This window comes from Streptomyces sp. NPDC059567 (assembly GCF_042735655.1).
GTDB lineage: Bacteria > Actinomycetota > Actinomycetes > Streptomycetales > Streptomycetaceae > Streptomyces.
In genome coordinates this window covers 190,749-209,006 of the sequence record NZ_JBHWBS010000002.1, presented here as the reverse complement: position 1 = coordinate 209,006, position 18,258 = coordinate 190,749, and the positions used below count along the sequence as shown (strand labels likewise).

General features: G+C 68.9%; 12 protein-coding genes. 9 read left to right on the top strand and 3 right to left on the bottom strand.

What is annotated here, in order from left to right:
- Window positions 1-135: 135 nt before the first annotated feature.
- Window positions 136-3,954 carry a GH92 family glycosyl hydrolase gene (locus tag ACFVZW_RS02315; RefSeq protein ID WP_384515452.1) on the bottom strand — a complete coding sequence of 1,273 codons (3,819 nt, stop codon included), beginning with the start codon at window positions 3,952-3,954 and terminating at the stop codon, window positions 136-138.
- Between the two features lie 380 nt (window positions 3,955-4,334).
- Here ACFVZW_RS02315 and ngcE point away from each other — a divergent pair, with 380 nt between their 5' ends.
- From ngcE to ACFVZW_RS02270, 9 genes are all read left to right on the top strand, one after another.
- The gene (gene ngcE, locus ACFVZW_RS02310) at window positions 4,335-5,780 is read left to right on the top strand and encodes an N-acetylglucosamine/diacetylchitobiose ABC transporter substrate-binding protein (protein ID WP_384515450.1); all 1,446 of its coding nucleotides are present in this window, start codon (window positions 4,335-4,337) and stop codon (window positions 5,778-5,780) included.
- 42 nt (window positions 5,781-5,822) lie between these two features.
- Complete coding sequence (locus ACFVZW_RS02305) at window positions 5,823-6,746, top strand: carbohydrate ABC transporter permease (protein ID WP_384515447.1); 924 nt, start codon at window positions 5,823-5,825, stop codon at window positions 6,744-6,746.
- Between the two features lie 11 nt (window positions 6,747-6,757).
- Window positions 6,758-7,681: a carbohydrate ABC transporter permease gene (locus ACFVZW_RS02300; protein WP_384515444.1), complete on the top strand. Its 924-nt coding sequence runs from the start codon at window positions 6,758-6,760 to the stop codon at window positions 7,679-7,681.
- Window positions 7,682-7,956: 275 nt separating this feature from the next.
- Window positions 7,957-9,180: an ROK family protein gene (locus ACFVZW_RS02295; RefSeq protein ID WP_384515441.1), complete on the top strand. Its 1,224-nt coding sequence runs from the start codon at window positions 7,957-7,959 to the stop codon at window positions 9,178-9,180.
- A 122-nt stretch (window positions 9,181-9,302) separates the two neighbouring features.
- Entirely contained in the window at window positions 9,303-10,418 is a 1,116-nt protein-coding gene (locus ACFVZW_RS02290; protein ID WP_384515439.1) for a substrate-binding domain-containing protein, read from the top strand.
- Window positions 10,419-10,673: 255 nt separating this feature from the next.
- Complete coding sequence (locus ACFVZW_RS02285; protein WP_362359365.1) at window positions 10,674-11,480, top strand: ATP-binding cassette domain-containing protein; 807 nt, start codon at window positions 10,674-10,676, stop codon at window positions 11,478-11,480.
- Entirely contained in the window at window positions 11,477-12,814 is a 1,338-nt protein-coding gene (locus tag ACFVZW_RS02280) for a sugar ABC transporter permease (protein WP_384515436.1), read from the top strand. The genes ACFVZW_RS02285 and ACFVZW_RS02280 overlap by 4 nt, the downstream gene beginning before the upstream one ends.
- A 206-nt stretch (window positions 12,815-13,020) precedes the next feature.
- Window positions 13,021-14,940, top strand: coding sequence for a 1-deoxy-D-xylulose-5-phosphate synthase (gene dxs, locus ACFVZW_RS02275; RefSeq protein WP_384515434.1), 1,920 nt, complete (start codon window positions 13,021-13,023; stop codon window positions 14,938-14,940).
- Window positions 14,941-15,127: 187 nt separating this feature from the next.
- The gene (locus tag ACFVZW_RS02270) at window positions 15,128-16,606 is read left to right on the top strand and encodes an amino acid permease (RefSeq protein WP_384515431.1); all 1,479 of its coding nucleotides are present in this window, start codon (window positions 15,128-15,130) and stop codon (window positions 16,604-16,606) included.
- Here the strand turns inward: ACFVZW_RS02270 and ACFVZW_RS02265 are convergent.
- Together ACFVZW_RS02265 and ACFVZW_RS02260 are read right to left on the bottom strand one after the other, a co-directional pair.
- On the bottom strand, window positions 16,603-16,971 hold the full coding sequence (locus ACFVZW_RS02265; protein WP_384515429.1) for an NTP pyrophosphohydrolase: 369 nt from the start codon (window positions 16,969-16,971) through the stop codon (window positions 16,603-16,605). The genes ACFVZW_RS02270 and ACFVZW_RS02265 overlap by 4 nt on opposite strands.
- 12 nt (window positions 16,972-16,983) lie before the next feature.
- Window positions 16,984-18,063 (bottom strand): LCP family protein, encoded by a 1,080-nt coding sequence (locus ACFVZW_RS02260; RefSeq protein WP_384515426.1) that lies wholly within the window; start codon window positions 18,061-18,063, stop codon window positions 16,984-16,986.
- Between the last annotated feature and the right edge of the window lie 195 nt (window positions 18,064-18,258).

Below are 18,258 nucleotides of genomic sequence, written 5' to 3'. Positions count from 1 at the left end.
CGGGGGCGGGGTCTTTTGTTTACAGCCGAGCCCCGTCCGCGGCGCCCCACCTCGCCCGCGGCTCCCGCCGGGGGTAGGAGCGCCGGGCCCCCCCCCCCCCCCGGGGCGCCCCCCCCTCTCGCGTTCACGCCTCGGCTAACCGAGCAGTTCGACCTCCGCGAGCATGCCGGGTGCGGCGGCCGCCAGCCGGTACTTCGCGTACGAGCCCGGTGCGGCGACCGAGAAGACCCGGGTCTGCCGGTCCCAGGCGAAGGACTCGCCCGCGCGCCGGTCCAGGTCCTTCCAGGTGGTGCCGTCGGCCGAGCCCTGGAGGACCCAGCCGGCCGGCGCCTTGTCCCGAACGGACGAGGTCAGCGTGTACTGGACCGCCCGGACCGGCTTCGCCACCGGCAGCTCCACCGTGGCGACGGCGCCCTCCGTGGCCGAGGTGTCGTCGAAGAGCGGCCCGACGCCCGTGATCGCGTCCGTACGGGGCGAGGGCGTCCCGCCCGCCGGAGTGAGGGAGACCGGGCCCGCGTTCGCGCCCGTGCCCCACGCCGAGGGCTTCGGCCCCATCTCGAACCTCAGCGTGCCGCCCTTGGCGAGCAGCTCGTGCGGCAGCGCGGTGGAGTTCCACTGCCTGCCGTCGACCTTCACGCCCTGGACGTACAGGTTCCTCGCGCTGTTGCGCGGCGCCTCGACGACCAGCTTGCGGCCGTTGTCCATGCGGACCGTCACCTTGCTGAACAGCGGCGAACCGATCGCGTACTCCCCGCTGCCCATCACCAGCGGATAGAAGCCGAGCGCGGAGAAGAGGTACCAGGCGGACTGCTCGCCGTTGTCCTCGTCACCGTGGTAGCCCTGCCCGATCTCGCTGCCGGTGTACAGCCGGGACAGCACCTCGCGGACCTTCTCCTGCGTCTTCCAGGGCTGCCCGGCCGCGTTGTACATGTACGGGACGTGGTGGGCGACCTGGTTGGAGTGCCCGTACATGCCCATCCGGACGTCCCGGGCCTCGGTCATCTCGTGGATGACGCTGCCGTACGAGCCGACGAACTCCGGGCTCGCGGTCTCCGGGGTGGAGAAGTACGTGTCCAGCTTCTGCCCGAGGCCCTTGCGGCCGCCGTACAACTGAGCGAGGCCGCGCGAGTCCTGCGGGGCCGTGAAGGCGTAGCCCCAGCCGTTCGTCTCGGTGTAGTCGTACCCCCAGATCCTCGGGTCGTACTGCGCCGAGGGCACCCGCCAGTCGCCCTTCAGGTCGCGGCCCTGGAAGAAGCCGGCCTTGGAGTCGAAGAGGGAGACGTAGCTCTGGGCGCGGGAGAGGAAGTACGCCGCCTCCTCCTGGTACCGCTTCTCGCCGGTCTTCTTGTGCAGCGCCTGCGCCATCTTCGCGATGCCGTAGTCGTTGAGGTAGCCCTCCAGCGACCAGGACAGGCCCTCGTGGGTCTCCGTCGACGCGTAGCCGAGGAAGGGAGAGGTCTCCATCCCCTTGCGGCCCACGCCCCGGCTCGGCGGCACGACCGTCGCGTTCTTGAGCGCCGCTTCGTACGCCGCCTCGGCGTCGAAGTCCACGCCCTTGACGAACGCGTCGGCGAACGCGACGTCCGAAGAGGTGCCGGTCATCAGATCGGCGTAGCCGGGGGAGGACCAGCGGGAGATCCAGCCGCCGTCCTTGTACTGCTGCACGAAGCCGTCGACCAGCTCACCGGCCTTGTCCGGGGTGAGGAAGGAGTACGCCGGCCACGTCGTCCGGTAGGTGTCCCAGAAGCCGTTGTTGACGTACACCTTCCCGTCGACGATCTTCGCGCCGGTACGGGTCGGGGTGTCCGGGCCCGTCATGGGGGAGAAGGGACTGGCGTACCGGTTCTTCCCGCCGACCTTCTCGAAACCGGAGTTGGGGTAGAGGTAGAGCCGGTAGAGGCTGGAGTAGAGCGTCACCAGCTGGTCGTGGGTCGCGCCTTCGACCTCCACCCGTTCGAGGATCCGGTCCCAGGCGTCCTGCGCCCGCTCCCTGACCTGCTCGAAGCGGGTGCCCTCGCGGATCTCGCCGGCGAGGTTGGCCTTCGCCTGGTCCACCGAGATCAGCGAGGTCGCGATGCGGAGGGTGACCGTGCGGTCGGCGCCCGCGTCGAAGCGGAGGTGGCCCTTCACGCCCTGCGCGGCGGAGCCGGTGACCGGAGCGTCGAAGACGCCGTACACGAACATCCGGGTGGCGCCGGTCGACAGGCCGCTCTTGACGTCGGAGAAGCCGGTGAAGGAGCTCGTCGCCGGGTCGAGGGTCAGCCCGCCCTCCTCGGTGACGTTGTCGAAGACGACGCTCGCGTCCTCACCCGGATAGGTGAAGCGCATCATCGCCGCGTGGTCCGTGGGGGTGATCTCGGCCTTCAGGCCGTTCTCGAAGGTGACGCCGTACAGGTGCGGCTTCGCCGTCTCCTTCTCGTGGCGGAAGGCGAGGGCCCGCTGGACCCGGTCCGTCGCCGGAGTGCCGGCCGCCGCCGAGGGCATCACCTGGAAGGTCTGCCGGTCGCCCATCCAGGGACTCGGCTCATGGCTGACGGCGAAGGCCTGCACGGCCGGCAGGTTGTCCGCGTTGTTGGCACGCGCGTACTCGTACAGCCAGCTCTTGGAGGCCGCGTTGGTGACCGGCGTCCAGAAGTTGAAGCCATGCGGGACGGCGGTCGCGGGGAAGGTGTTGCCGCGCGAGAACGAACCGCTGGAGTTGGTGCCGCGGGTCGTGGAGGCGTAGTCCGAGAGCCTGTCGAGACGCTTCTCGGGAGCCTTGGCCTTCAGGGAGATGTCGTCGATCCAGCCCTGGAACTTCGCCGGACCCTTGGGCGAGTCGTACGCCACCAGGACCCGGTCCACCGTCTTCCCGGCCGCGACCGCGCCGATCCGGGCGCTCACCTGGTTCCACTGGTTGACGTAGAGCCGCTTGGCGGCGCCCTGGCCCTGCGGGGTGAGCAGCCCGCCGTGGGAGTCGACGGCCCGCAGCTCGCTCAGATAGGTGCCGTCGGTGAAGGCCAGGTCCACCGACACGTTCGTGGCGGGGTAGTTGAGGTCCGTCTCCGGCAGGGACGGGAAGACCCGGTACGACAGCTCGGTGTCCCGGCCGATCCGGGTGTCCACGTCGAAGATCTTGTTGTACGAGTACGCCCGGCCGTCGGCCTTGTGCGTGCCGGCGTAGCGCAGCGCCCGCTTGCCGGTGAAGCCGGCGTTGGCCTTGGCGGTGGGGGAACCGCCGGGGCCGCGGTCGACCTGGCTGCGCATCTCCTCGGGGACGGGGGTCGAGGTGTCCCCGTTCGAGAACTGAACGTCCGCCAGTTGGGTGAGACCCGCGCCGCCGTTCTTCGTGATCTCCAGGCGGTAGTGGGCGTACGCCGTGTCGTTCGCGAAGTCGAACGTCCTCGTCTCGAAGCGCTTGGCGAAGGTCTGGCCCTCCCGGCTGTCGAGGGTCTTCCACTCCTTGCCGTCCGCCGAGCCCTGGAGCCTCCAGTCGCGGGGGTCGCGCTCGGCGGCGTCGTTCGCCGAAGTCAGCGCGTACGTGACCACCTTGACCGGCGCGTCCAGGTCGAACTCGATCCAGGCGGTCGGCTCGAAGACCAGCCATTTCGAGCCGGGCTGGAGGTCGACCAGGTTCTCCTTGGTCTCTCCCGCGCCCGCGTTCTCGCCGCTGGCCCGCAGCTCCGTCACCCGGTCGGTGACATTGCCCGGTATTCCGCTCGCGAAGCCGCCGTCGACCCCTGATGTCCGCTTGGCGCCGTCAGCGCCGACCTCCACCGTATTGCGCCATGTGGGTTGAGTTTCGTCGGCTTCGAAGGAGGTGGTGAACTCCTGTGCGCGTGTGTCCGTTTGGCCGGGAAGTGCCTGTGCCACCGAGGGCACCGAGCCCAGTACCAAGGCCGACGCGGCCACCAGGGCGGCGGCTGCGAGGGGGTGGTTTCTGGACCGCGATCGGGTGCGAATTCTGGGCTCCATGCCGTGTCGCCGCTCCTGCCACTGGATCTAGACAACGTTGTCATCCGAATGAAGCAAATCCAGTAGGGGGCCAAGTGGCCGATGGTGTCAAGGGTGTTGACGACAAGTCGAGGGATGAAACGGTACAGATACAGCGGGGATATCCCCGAGGTCTCAACTCGGGAAAGACTGCCGCTCAAACCTGCTTTCGATCTTGCTCAGTTGAAGGGAAGTGGACTATACCTGTCGGCGTCCAGCCCGTCGTACCACTCACACGGCGGCACGACGCCTGTACGACCCAAGCTGCATTCGAATGCGGTGGCGGGGCCCTTCGCCTTGGCGAGCAGATAACGGGCGACCGGTACACCGCCTGAGTCCTGAATGAAGGCGAGGACTTGAGCATGGGATCCACCTCCGCGCACAACCACGAAGGCCCCGGCCGCCGCGATCTGATCAAGCGCTCCGCCGCTCTCGGTCTGATCTCGGTGCCGACGATGAGCTTCCTGTCCGCCTGTGCCACCGGTGGCGGTGGCGGCGAGCAGGGACCGAAGGCCGCCGGCGGCGAGAAGACCGCGAAGAACCCGCTCGGCGTGAAGAACGGCGCCCCGCTCGAAGCGTTCATCTTCAAGGGCGGCCTGGGCGACCAGTACGCCAAGGACGCGGAGGCCGACTACAAGGCCACGTACGGCGCCGAGGTCAAGCACACGGGCACCCAGCAGGTCGGCCCCAAGCTGACGCCGCGCTTCGCGGGCGGCAACCCGCCGGACGTCATCGACAACTCCGGCGCCGACCACCTGGACATGAACAAGCTGTCCACCCAGGGGCAGCTCCAGGACCTGGGCCAGCTCCTCGACGCCGCCTCCATGGACGACCCGGCCAAGAAGATCCGGGACACGATCCACCCGAGCACCATCGAGAAGGGCAAGCACGGCGACAAGTTCGACGTGCTGTACTACGCCTTCACGATCTACGGCACCTGGTACTCGCAGAAGCTCCTCGAGTCCAAGGGCTGGGCGTACCCCAAGACCCTCGACGAGATGGTCACGCTCTGCGGCGAGATCAAGAAGGCCGGCATCGCCCCCTGGACGTACGCCGGCAAGTTCCCGTACTACGTCCACTTCAACCTCTTCGCGCAGATCGCCAAGATCGGCGGCATGGAGAAGTGGATCGCGATCGACAACCTCGAGCCCAACGCCTGGACCGGCAACGACGCGGTCAAGGAGGTCGTCGAGCACTACGAGGAGCTGGCCGCCAAGAAGTACTTCCTCGAAGGCAGCCAGGGCCTGACCCACATCCAGTCGCAGACCGCCTGGAACAAGGGCAAGGCCGTCTTCATCCCGAACGGCTCCTGGGTCGAGAACGAGGCCGCCCCGACCACCCCCGCCGACTTCGGCATGGCGGTCGGCGCCCTCTTCGACGGCACCGGCGACAAGATGCCGCACGGCACCCTGCGCGCCGAGCCGAGCGAGCCGTACCTGGTCTCGGCCAAGGGCAAGAACCCGGCCGGCGGTATGGAGCTGCTGCGCATCATGCTCTCGAAGAAGCACGCGCAGAACTTCGCGACCAAGGTGAAGTCCCTGACCTGTGTCATGGACGCCACCGAGGGCATGACGCTCTCGCCCGGCCTCGCCTCCGCCAGCAAGGTCTTCAAGGAGGCCGGTACCAACCTGATCAGCCTTCAGCTGCAGGAGTGGTACCCGGCGCTCACGGACGAGAAGATCGGTGGCCTCACGGGCCAGCTGCTCGCCGGCGAGCTGAAGGCGGCCGACTGGATCAAGAAGACCCAGGAGGAATGCGACAAGGTGGCCAAGGACAGCTCCGTCGCCAAGTTCAAGCGCACCGCCTGACCTGCTGATCCAGTACAAAGAGGGGAAGGGCCGGGGAGCACCATGCAACACGGCAAATACCGATTCATCGTGGGCTTCCTGGCCCTGCCTCTGATCATTTACGCGCTCTTCGTGATCTCGCCGTTCGTCCAGGCGTTCCAGATCTCGATGACCGACTGGTCCGGGCTCGTGGGAACGGCCGAGTTCGTCGGCCTGGACAACTTCCAGAAGCTCTGGGACAGCGACGACTTCTGGAACGCCCTGCGCCACAACATCTACATGCTGGTGCTGGTTCCGGTCGTCACGCTCGGACTCGGCCTCTTCTTCGCCTTCATGCTGAATGTCGGCGGCCGGCGCAGGAAGAACGAGGTCGTCACCGGTGTGGCGGGCTCGAAGATGTACAAGTTCGTCTTCTTCTTCCCGCAGGTCATCTCCATCACGATCGTCGCCGTCATCTGGTTCAACATCTACAACCCGGACCCGCAGGACGGCATGCTCAACTCGCTGCTCGGCGCGGTGGGCCTGGACAGCCTGCAGAACTCCTGGCTGGGAGAGAAGAGCCTCGCGCTGTGGTGCATCAGCGCGGTCATGGTCTGGGGCCACGTCGGCTTCTTCGTGGTGCTCTTCTCGGCGGCGATGGCCTCCATCCCCCGGGACATCTACGAAGCCGCCCTGCTCGACGGGGCCAACCGCTTCGACACATTCTTCAAGATCACCCTGCCGCTGTTGTGGGACACGGTCCAGACCGGCTGGGTGTACATGGGCATCATCGCGCTCGACGCCTTCGCCCTGGTCCAGATCATGTCGGTGAACATGGGCGGCCCGGACGGCGCCACGGACGTCATGCCGCTGAGGCTCTATCTGACGGCCTTCCGCGACAGCCAGTTCGGCTACGCCTCCGCCATGGGCATCGCGATGCTCATTGTCACGATGACCTTCGCAGTGCTCACGATGCGTTTCGCGCGCCGTGAGCGGATCGAGTACTAGGGGTACGGCGGATGACGACCGAAGAGATCGAGAAGGTGGCGCCGGACGCGACGCCCGCCACCGTCACCAAGAAGCTCGGGCCGACGACCGGCCGCACCTCCGAGGGCGGCGTCCTCAACGTCTTCTCCCACGGCATCCTGATCGTCTGGGGCCTCATGGTGGGCGTCCCGCTGCTCTGGGTGCTGTGGAGCGCCTTCAAGGACAGCAACGGCATCCTCACCGACCCGTGGGGCCTGCCGACCGTCCTGCACTGGGAGAACTGGTCCAACGCGTGGAACGACGCGAACATGGGCCAGTACTTCATCAACACCGTGATCGTGGTCGGCGGCTCCGTCATCGGCACCATGGTGCTCGGCTCGATGGCCGCCTACGTCCTGGCCCGCTTCACCTTCCCCGGCAACAGGTTCATCTACTACCTGTTCGTGGCGGGCATGTCGTTCCCGGTCTTCATGCTGGTCATCCCGCTCTTCTTCGTACTGCGGGACTTCCCGGGCAGCTCGCTCCTCGCGACGTACCAGGGTCTGATCCTGGTCTACATCGCGTACTCGCTGCCGTTCACCGTCTTCTTCATGACGGCGTTCTTCCGCACGCTGCCGACCTCGGTGGCGGAGGCGGCGATGATCGACGGCGCCTCGCACACCCGGACGTTCTTCCAGGTGATGCTGCCGATGGCCAAGCCCGGCCTGATCAGCATCGGCATCTTCAACTTCCTGGGCCAGTGGAACCAGTACCTGCTGCCGATGGTGCTGAACCAGCAGGAGGACAAGTACGTCCTGACGCAGGGGCTCGCGATGATCGCGCTGCAGCAGGGGTACGAGAACGACTGGGGCGCCCTCATGGCCGGCATGATGATCGCCATGCTGCCCGTGCTCGTCGTGTACACGATCTTCCAGCGGCAGGTGCAGTCCGGCCTCACCGCCGGGGCGCTGAAGTAGCCCCACCCATACCCACGAGCGAGGCCCCGGCGGGACATCCCGCCGGGGCCTCGGCCGTGTCGGCCCGGGTCTGAGGGGGTAGCCGCGTGGCAGGCCGGGGACGCGGTGGCGACCAGGCTCATACGAGCCCGCTCGCGCTCAGGTCTTGACGGGGGACAGGCCGAAAGGCTCATCTTAGAGTTCACAAGTTGGAGAAGTAGCCGGGGTCTCATTGGCGTGGCCCCGGCCGGGGGCGGCGCACGCGCAGCCCATCGCAGGCGGGAGTGGATGAGTCGATGGAGACTCCGGGGTCGCAGACATCTCTGCACAGGGCCAATCTCGAACGGGTGGTCCGTGCGGTACGCATGGCCGGCTCGCTCACCCAGGCGGAGATCGCCCGAGCGACCGGGCTGTCCGCCGCCACGGTCTCCAACATCGTGCGGGAGTTGAAGGACGGCGGGACCGTCGAGGTCACCCCCACCTCCGCGGGCGGGCGCCGGGCCCGCAGCGTCTCGCTCTCGGGCGACGCGGGCATCGTCATCGGCGTCGACTTCGGCCACACGCACCTGCGGGTCGCCGTCGGCAACCTCGCCCACCAGGTCCTCGCCGAGGAGTCCGAGCCGCTCGACGTCGACGCCTCCGCCGCGGAGGGCTTCGACCGGGCGGAACGGCTGGTCACCCGGCTGATCCAGGCCACCGGCATCGGCCGGGACAAGGTCGTCGGCGTCGGCCTCGGCGTACCGGGGCCGATCGACGTCTCCTCCGGCACGCTCGGCTCCACCTCGATCCTGCCGGGCTGGAGCGGGATCAACCCGGCCGAGGAGCTCTCCGGCCGGCTCGGCGTGCCCGTGTACGTCGACAACGACGCCAACCTCGGCGCGCTCGGCGAGCTCGTCTGGGGCAGCGGCCGCGGGGTGAAGGACCTGGCCTACATCAAGGTCGCCAGCGGCGTCGGAGCCGGCCTCGTCATCGACGGACGGGTCTACCGCGGCCCCGGCGGTACCGCCGGCGAGATCGGGCACATCACGATCGACGAATCGGGCCCTGTCTGCCGCTGCGGCAACCGCGGCTGCCTGGAGACCTTCACCGCCGCCCGGTACGTCCTGCCGCTGCTCCAGCCCGGCCACGGCCCCGATCTGACGATGGAACGGGTCGTCCAGCTGGCGCGCGAGGGCGACCCGGGCTGCCGGCGCGTGGTCGCCGACGTCGGCCGTCACATCGGCAGCGGTGTCGCCAACCTCTGCAATCTGCTGAACCCCAGCCGGGTGGTCCTCGGGGGCGACCTCGCGGAGGCCGGTGAGCTGGTGCTCGCGCCGATCCGCGACTCCGTCTCGCGCTATGCCATCCCCAGCGCCGCGCGCCAGCTGTCGCTGGCTCCCGGGGCGCTCGGCGGACGGGCCGAAGTGCTGGGCGCGCTGGCCCTCGCGCTGAGTGAAATGGGCGATTCGACCCTGTTGGAGGGTGCCCTTCCCGGCACCGCTCCCGCGGCCGCTCCGGCCTCGACTCCTGCCTTCACTTAGATAACGGATGGCACCGTTGTCATCTCGTTAAGGATTTACTCCTTGACGTCGGGGTTGCGGCCGAGTTGACTTCCAGCCACCTCGGCCGCAAAGTCGCGGCCTCGTCAGGGAGGCAACCCCACATGAACGCAATGACGCGTCGCGTCGTCATAGGCACGGCCGCGGTTTCCATGGCCCTCTCTCTCGCCGCCTGTGGCAAGGCGGGCGACAGCGGCTCGGGTTCGGGCGACAGCGCCGGCGGGAACGGTGGCGACGGCAAGACCATCGGTCTGCTGCTGCCGGAGAACAAGACCACGCGTTACGAGACCTTCGACCGCCCGATCATCGAGGCGAAGATCAAGGCGCTCTGCTCGGACTGTGAGGTCAAGTACAACAACGCCGCGCAGGACACCGAGACGCAGAAGAAGCAGTTCGACGCGCTGGTCACGCAGGGTGTGAAGGTCATCATCCTGGACTCGGTCGACTACAAGGCCACCAAGTCCTGGGTGCAGCAGGCCAAGGAGCAGGGCGTCGCGGTCGTGGCGTACGACCGCCTGGCCGAGGGCCCGATCTCCGCCTACGTCAGCTACGACAACGAGAAGATCGGCCGCCTGCAGGGCGAGGGCCTCGTGAAGGCGCTCGGCGACAAGGCCAAGGACGCCAACGTTGTCATGATCAACGGCTCGCCGACCGACCCGAACGCCCCGCTGTTCAAGAAGGGCGCCCACAGCGTCCTGGACACCGGCGTCAAGAAGGTCGTCTACGAGCAGGACATCCCGGACTGGTCCCCGGACGAGGCCAACAAGAAGATGGGTGCCGCCATCGACTCGCTGGGCAAGGACGGCTTCCAGGGCGTCTACTCGGCCAACGACGGCATGGCCGGCGGCATCATCACCGCCCTCGCCAAGCAGGGCATCAAGGTCCCGGTCGGTGGCCAGGACGCCGAGCTCGCCGGTCTGCAGCGCATCCTCAAGGGCGACCAGGCCTTCACGATCTACAAGCAGATCAAGCCGGAGGCCGAGACGACCGCGGAGATCGCGGTCCGTCTGCTCAAGGGCGAGAAGATCGACGACCTGGTTCCCACCAAGGTCACCAGCCTGACCGGTGAGTTCAAGGACATCCCGGCGAAGCTGTACGACGCGCAGGTCGTCACCAAGGGCGACATCGCCGGGACGATCATCAAGGACGGCGTCTACAAGGCCGCCGACATCTGCACCGCCGAGTACAAGGCGGCCTGCGAGGCGGCGGGCATCAAGTAACACCCGCTGCCGGTACGGCCCTTCGGACCCACTGACCTCCTCCCGAAGCGGCCCCCGGTCCGGGGGCGCGCGCCCCCCCCCCCCCCCCGCCCCCCCCCGCCGGGGCGGGGGGGGGCGGGCGCCCCCCGCCCCGCGCGGCCGGCGGGGGGGACCGCGCGCCCCCCCCGCCCGGCGGGGGCGCGGGCCGCGACTCCTCTCACAGCCCCCCTCTGTGCTCTTCGCACCACCATCCCCGCCGGTCAGGCGGCGAAGGAGATGATTCACGTGTCCGCTACGCCCGTGCTGGCGTTGCGCGGAGTCTCCAAGCGGTTCGGCGCCGTCCAGGTGCTCACCGACGTAGAACTGGAGATCCACGCCGGTGAGGTCGTCGCCCTGGTCGGCGACAACGGCGCCGGCAAGTCGACCCTCGTCAAGACGATCTCGGGCGTCCACCCGATCGACGAGGGCGTCATCGAGTGGGACGGCAGCCCCGTCCAGATCACCAAGCCCCACGACGCCCAGAACCTCGGGGTCGCCACCGTCTACCAGGACCTGGCGCTCTGCGACAACCTCGACGTCGTCGCCAACCTCTTCCTCGGCAGCGAGCTCCGCTCCGCGTCCGTCCTCGACGAGATCGCGATGGAGAAGCGCGCCAAGGAGCTCCTGGACACCCTGTCCATTCGCATTCCGTCGGTCCGCATCCCCGTCGCGGCGCTCTCCGGCGGTCAGCGCCAGGTCGTGGCCATCGCCCGCGCCCTGATCGGCGACCCCAAGATCGTCATCCTGGACGAGCCCACCGCCGCCCTCGGCGTCGAGCAGACCGCACAGGTGCTCGACCTCGTGGAGCGGCTGCGCGAGCGCGGCCACGGAGTCATCCTCATCAGCCACAACATGGCCGACGTCCGCGCCGTCGCGGACAAGGTCGCGGTCCTCCGCCTGGGCCGCAACAACGGTGTCTTCGACGTCAAGGACACCAGCCACGAGACGATCATCGCCGCCATCACCGGTGCCACGGACAACGCCGTGACCCGTCGGCAGGCCCGTACGGCCTCGGCCACGGCCACGAAGGAGGACGCGAAGTGAGCGACCTCGCCAAGACCCCCGAGACGCCCGAGAGCACCGGCACCGCGGCGCCCGAGGCCGCCGTGCCCGCCCAGGCCGCGCCCGTCGAGGCCTCCGCCGCCCCGATCCCCGCCGTCGACCCGCGCCTGCTGGTCCGCGAGCAGGGCATCAAGGGCTACTGGACCGAGTTCAACCGCAAGATCCGCGGCGGCGAGCTCGGCTCCCTGCCCGTCGTCCTGGGCCTGATCGTCATCGCGATCGTCTTCCAGGTCCAGAACGGCAACTTCCTCTCCGCGAGCTCCGTCGCCAACATCGCGGTCTACTCCTCCGGCCTCGGCATCATGGCCGTCGGCATCGTCTTCGTCCTCATCCTGGGCGAGATCGACCTGTCGATGGGCTCGGTCGCCGGCGTCGGCGCCGCCGTCTGGGCCGTGCTCAGCGTCACCAACGGCATGAACGACCTGCTCTCGGTCGTCATCGCGGTCGGCTCCGGCCTCCTCATCGGCCTGCTGCACGGCTTCTTCTTCGCCAAGATCGGCGTCCCGGCCTTCGTGGTCACCCTCGCCGGCTTCCTCGGCTGGTCCGGCCTGCAGATCTGGCTGATGGGCAAGGAGGGCTCGATCAACGCCCCCACCGGCTCGATCGTGGAGAACCTCACCGCGTACTACTTCGAGGACAAGGCCGCTGCATACGGCCTGGCCCTCGTGGCGGTCCTCGCCTACGCCGGCTCGCTTCTCCTCGACGCCAAGCGTCGCAAGGCCGCCGCGCTGCCGTCCCGCCCCACCAGCGAGATCGTGCTCCGCACGGCCGTCGTCGCGATCCTCTGCTTCGTCGTCGCGTACGTCCTGAACGAGCCCCAAGGCGCCCGCGGTCTGCCGCTCGCCCTGGTCCTCTTCCTCGCCGTCCTGGTGATCGCGGACTTCGTCGCCCGCCGCACCCTGTTCGGACGCAAGGTCTTCGCGGTCGGCGGCAACGCCGAGGCCGCCCGCCGCGCGGGCATCAACGTCGACCGGATCCGGATCCTGGTCTTCGGCCTCTCCGGAATGCTCGCCGCCTTCGGCGGCCTCTTCGTGGCCAGCCTCTCCGGCGGCGCCACCAAGAGCCTCGGCAGCGGCAACACGCTGATGCTCGTCATCGCGGCGGCCGTCATCGGCGGAACCAGCCTCTTCGGTGGTCGTGGCAAGGTCTGGTCGGCACTCCTTGGAATGATCGTCATCCAGTCGATCCAGCAGGGCCTGAACATGATCGGAATGGCCAACGAGATCCAGTTCATGATCACCGGCGCGGTGCTCCTCGCCGCCGTCGTGATCGACTCGGTCTCGCGCAGGACCCAGAAGACAGCGGGTCGCGCGTAGCCTCTGTTACGTACTCCACAGTGCTCGGCGCCGGAGAACCGGCGCCGGGCACTGCTGCGTCTGGCCCTGTGCACCGCCCGTACGCTCAGCGGTGTGTCGGCCACACGCGCGACGCGCACCCCGCCGCCCGATGACCACGGTCGGGGGCGGAACATTAGACTCGACGAATCGGCAAGCTCGACCAGCTCAATGGCAAGGAGGCACGGGTGGCATTGCTGACCCGTATCAGGGGACCGCGCGATCTGGACCGGCTCTCCCCGGAACAGCTGGACCAGCTGGCCGCGGAGATCAGGACGTTTCTCGTGGACGCCGTCTCCAAGACCGGCGGCCACCTCGGCCCCAACCTCGGCGTGGTCGAGCTGACCATCGCCCTGCACCGGGTGTTCGACTCCCCGAAGGACAAGGTCCTCTGGGACACCGGCCACCAGAGCTACGTCCACAAGCTGCTCACGGGCCGCCAGGACTTCTCCAGGCTCAAGATGAAGGGCGGCCTGTCCGGCTACCCCGCGCAGGCCGAGTCCGAGCACGACGTCATCGAGAACTCGCACGCCTCGACCGTCCTCGGCTGGGCCGACGGCCTCGCCAAGGCCAACGAGGTCCTGAGGAAGGACGACCACGTCGTCGCCGTGATCGGCGACGGAGCCCTGACGGGCGGCATGGCCTGGGAGGCGCTGAACAACATCGCCGCCGCGAAGGACCGCCCGCTGGTCATCGTCGTCAACGACAACGAGCGCTCCTACGCGCCCACGATCGGCGGCCTCGCCAACCACCTGGCCACGCTCCGCACCACCGACGGCTACGAGCGCTTCCTCGCCCGCGGCAAGGACATCCTGGAGCGCACCCCCGTCGTCGGGAAGCCGCTCTACGAGACCCTGCACGGCGCCAAGAAGGGCCTGAAGGACTTCATCGCCCCGCAGGGCATGTTCGAGGACCTCGGCCTGAAGTACGTCGGTCCCATCGACGGCCACGACATCGAGGCCCTGGAGTCCGCCCTGACGCGCGCCAAGCGCTTCGGCGGCCCGGTGATCGTCCACTGCCTCACCGAGAAGGGCCGCGGCTACCAGCCCGCCCTCCAGGACGAGGCCGACCGCTTCCACGCAGTCGGGAAGATCCACCCCGACACCGGCCTGCCGATCTCCTCCTCCGGAGCCGACTGGACCGGCGTCTTCGCCCAGGAGATGGTCGAGCTCGGCAAGGAGCGCGAGGACATCGTCGCGATCACCGCGGCCATGCTCCAGCCCGTCGGCCTGGACAAGTTCGCCAAGGAATTCCCCGAGCGGGTGTACGACGTCGGTATCGCCGAGCAGCACGCCGCGGTCTCCGCCGCCGGCCTCGCCACCGGCGGACTCCACCCCGTCTTCGCGGTCTACGCGACCTTCCTCAACCGCGCCTTCGACCAGGTCCTGATGGACGTGGCCCTGCACAAGTGCGGTGTCACCTTCGTCCTGGACCGGGCCGGCGTCACCGGCACGGACGGCGCCTCCCACAACGGCATGTGGGACATGTCGATCCTCCAGGTCGTCCCCGGCCTGAGGCTCGCCGCCCCGCGCGACGCCGACCAGGTCCGCGCCCAGCTGCGCGAGGCCGTCGAGGTCACCGACGCGCCGACCGTCGTCCGCTTCTCCAAGGGCGCCGTCGGCCCCGCCGTACCGGCCCTGCGCCGCATCGGCGGCATGGACGTGCTCCGCGAGCCGGGCACGGACACGCCCGACGTCCTCCTGGTCTCCGTCGGCGCGCTCGCGCCGATGTGCCTGGAGATCGCCGACCTCCTCGACAAGCAGGGCATCTCCACCACCGTCGTCGACCCCCGCTGGGTCAAGCCGGTCGACGAGGCGCTCGCCCCGCTCGCCGAGCAGCACCGGGTCGTCGTCACCGTGGAGGACAACAGCCGGGTCGGCGGTGTCGGCTCGGCCGTCGCCCAGGCCCTGCGCGACGCCGGAGTCGACGTACCGCTGCGCGACTTCGGCATCCCGCCGCGCTTCCTCGACCACGCCTCGCGCGCCGAGGTGATGGCCGAGATCGGTCTGACCGCGCCCGACATCGCCCGCCAGGTCACCGGCCTGGTGTCGCGCCTCGACGGCAGGTTCGACGAGAGCCGTCAGGCCGTGGAGCCCGCCCGCGACTGACCACCGTCACCGCGCGTCACCATTGGGCCGGTCGGCCCACCCCACGGGGTGGTCGACCGGCCCATTCGTGTGAACTCCGTTCCCTCGACAGGCGCCACCCCTTCGGGGTCTCGATCATGGGTGCTGGAACTGACGGCACGGAGGTACGACGGTGAGTACGGACCAGCAGCCAAGCAGGTCGTCCGGAATGTTCCGGACGAAGACGGTCGAGCAGTCGATCCGGGACACCGAGGAACCCGAGCACGCGCTCAAGAAATCGCTCTCCGCCTGGGACCTGATGGTCTTCGGCGTCGGCGTCATCATCGGCACCGGCATCTTCGTGCTCACCGGCAAGGTGGCCAAGGAGAACGCGGGACCGGCCACCGCGCTGGCCTTCGTCGCCGCCGGCATCGTCTGCGCGCTCGCGGCGCTGTGCTACGCCGAGTTCGCCTCGACGGTCCCCGTCGCCGGTTCGGCCTACACCTTCGCGTACGCCTCCATCGGCGAACTCCCGGCCTGGATCATCGGCTGGGACCTCGTCCTGGAGTTCGCGCTCGGCACGGCCGTCGTCGCGGTGGGCTGGTCCGGCTACGTACGCTCCCTGATGGACAACGTGGACTGGCATCTACCGGCCTCGCTACAAGGGCCCGACGTGCCCAACGGCACCTTCGACATCCTGGCCTTCCTGCTGGTCCTGGTGCTGACCGTGGTCCTCGTCCTCGGCATGAAGCTGTCCGCCCGCATCACCGCGATCGTCGTGGCCATCAAGGTCACGGTCGTCATGATCGTGATCATCGCGGGTCTCTTCTTCATCGTGGGCGACAACTACGACCCGTTCATTCCCCCCGCGGTCACCCCGCCCGGCGGCGGCTCCGCCTGGGACGCCCCGCTCGTCCAGACGATCTTCGGGTACGAGCCCACCAACTTCGGCGTCATGGGCATCTTCACCGCAGCCTCCGTCGTCTTCTTCGCCTTCATCGGCTTCGACGTGGTCGCCACCGCCGCCGAGGAGACCAAGCTTCCGCAGCGCGACATGCCCCGCGGCATCCTGGGCTCGCTGTTCATCTGCACCGTGCTCTACGTCGCCGTGGCGCTGGTCGTGACGGGTATGCAGCACTACAGCGAGCTGTCGGTGAGCGCACCGCTCGCCGACGCCTTCAAGGCCGTCGGACACCCCTTCTACGCCGGCGTGATCAGCTTCGGCGCCGCCGTCGGCCTCACCACGGTCTGCCTCATCCTGCTGCTCGGCCAGACCCGGGTGTTCTTCGCGATGAGCCGTGACGGACTGCTTCCGCGCTTCTTCTCCATCACGCACCCGCGCTTCAGGACGCCGTACCGGCCGACCATCCTGCTCGGCGTGATCATCGCGATCGTGGCCGGCTTCACCAGCATCAACGAGCTGGCGACCCTGGTGAACATCGGCACGCTGTTCGCCTTCGTCGTCGTCGCCTTCGGCGTGATGGTGCTGCGCCGCACCCGCCCCGACCTGCACAGGTCCTTCCGCACGCCGTGGGTGCCGGTGCTCCCCATCCTGTCCATCGCCGCTTCGGTCTGGCTGATGCTCAACCTGCCGGGCGAGACCTGGTTCCGCTTCGCGGTCTGGATGGTCATCGGCGTCGTCGTCTACTTCCTGTACGGCCGCTCCCACAGCCGCCTGGGCAAGGCGGGCCAGGACGCGCTGTACTAGACCTCCGGAAGCGCGCGGGGGCCCACGCAACGGGCCCCGTGCTCGCCCACCCGCCGACGCAGTTCACGGTCGGCCGTGACCACCAGGCACGGCCGGCCGTTCGCGTTCCCGGCCAGCTCCACGATGAGGTCGTCGCCGCTGCCCGGCGCCTCCTCGACCCTTACTCCGGGCACGGACTCCACGCCACGCGCCCGGCCCTCGACGACCAGCACGATCTCGAAGGGGCCGCCCTCCGGCCCGCCCCCGGCCGCGAGCCGGTCCCGCAGCCGCTCGGCGGCCGCACGCCGGTCCCGCCACCAGCCGTCGGGCCTTGATCCCACCACGTTGGCGCCGTCGACGATCAGCAGAGGCAGTTCCCGGTCCATACGGACAGGATGTCAGCCGCCGGTCGCGCGGGACTTCTTCGCCGACTCGGGGATCGGGGAGTCCTCCCGGATCGCCTTCCACAGCCGCGACGCGTTGGGCTCGTGGGCCACCACGCGGTTCGGGTCCTTCTTGTCGTACGCCACCGGCAGCATGATCGTCTCCATGGTGCTCGGGTTCACGCCGTTCATCGACCGCGCGAAATCGCTCAGGGCCGTCAGCGAGTCCAGCTCGGAGTCGGTGGTGAGCGCCTTGGTCGCGGAGTCGGCGATCTTGTAGGTCTTGGCGGGGCTGCTCAGCAGGTCCTGCTTCTTGATCTCGGTGAGCAGCGCCATCAGGAACCTCTGCTGGTTCCCGATGCGGCCGAGGTCGCTGCCGTCGCCGACGCCGTACCGGGTCCGTACGAAGGCGAGGGACTGGGTGCCGTCCAGCTTCTGCGGACCGGCGGCGAGGTCGAGTCCGGCCGCGCCGTTCCTGATGGGCTCGTCGAGGTCGACGGTGACGCCGCCGATGGCGTCGACGAGGTCCTTGAACCCGGCGAAGTCGATCTCCAGATAGTGGTCGAGCCGCACCCCGGACATCTTCTCGACCGTCTTCACCACACAGGCCGGACCGTGCTGGGCGTAGACCGAGTTGAACATGACGCGCTCGGCGGAGGGCGCGGTGCCGCCGCCCTTCCGCGGGCACTCGGGCCGGGTCACCAGGGTGTCGCGGGGAATGCTGATCGCGACGGCCTTCGTCCGGCCCTCGGGTATGTGGACCACCAGCGCGGTGTCCGACCGGGCGCCGGACACCTTGCCCCCGTCGAGCGCCGCGTTGGCCCCGGCCCGCGAGTCCGAACCGAGCACGAGCAGGTTCCGGACGCCGGCCACCGGCTTCCGCGGACGGTCGTCCCCGAGCTCCTTGTGGAGGTCCACGGCCTTGATGTTGCCGTCGATGCTCGCGTACATCCAGTACGCGGTGCCGCCGGCGGCGAGGAGGAGGACGAGCAGCGTCAGCAGGACGATCCGCCCGGTCCGGCGCTTGCGCTTCGGCGCCCTGCGGGAGGGCGGGGCGGAGCGGTCGGAATCGCTGCCGGATTCCGGCGTGGTCATGTCCTGGGTCATCCTGCCTCAGTCCTCTGCTCCGTAGGCCGTGCAGTATAGGCAAACGGTCGGACTGGCGTACGAGTTCGCCCGGTTGACGCCGTGTGAACGACGACTGCCGGGGGGGGGGTGCCCCGGGGGGCCCCCCCCCCCCACGCCGTCGGGGGTGGGCGTTGTGGGGGGGGGCGGCCCCCCCCCCCCCGC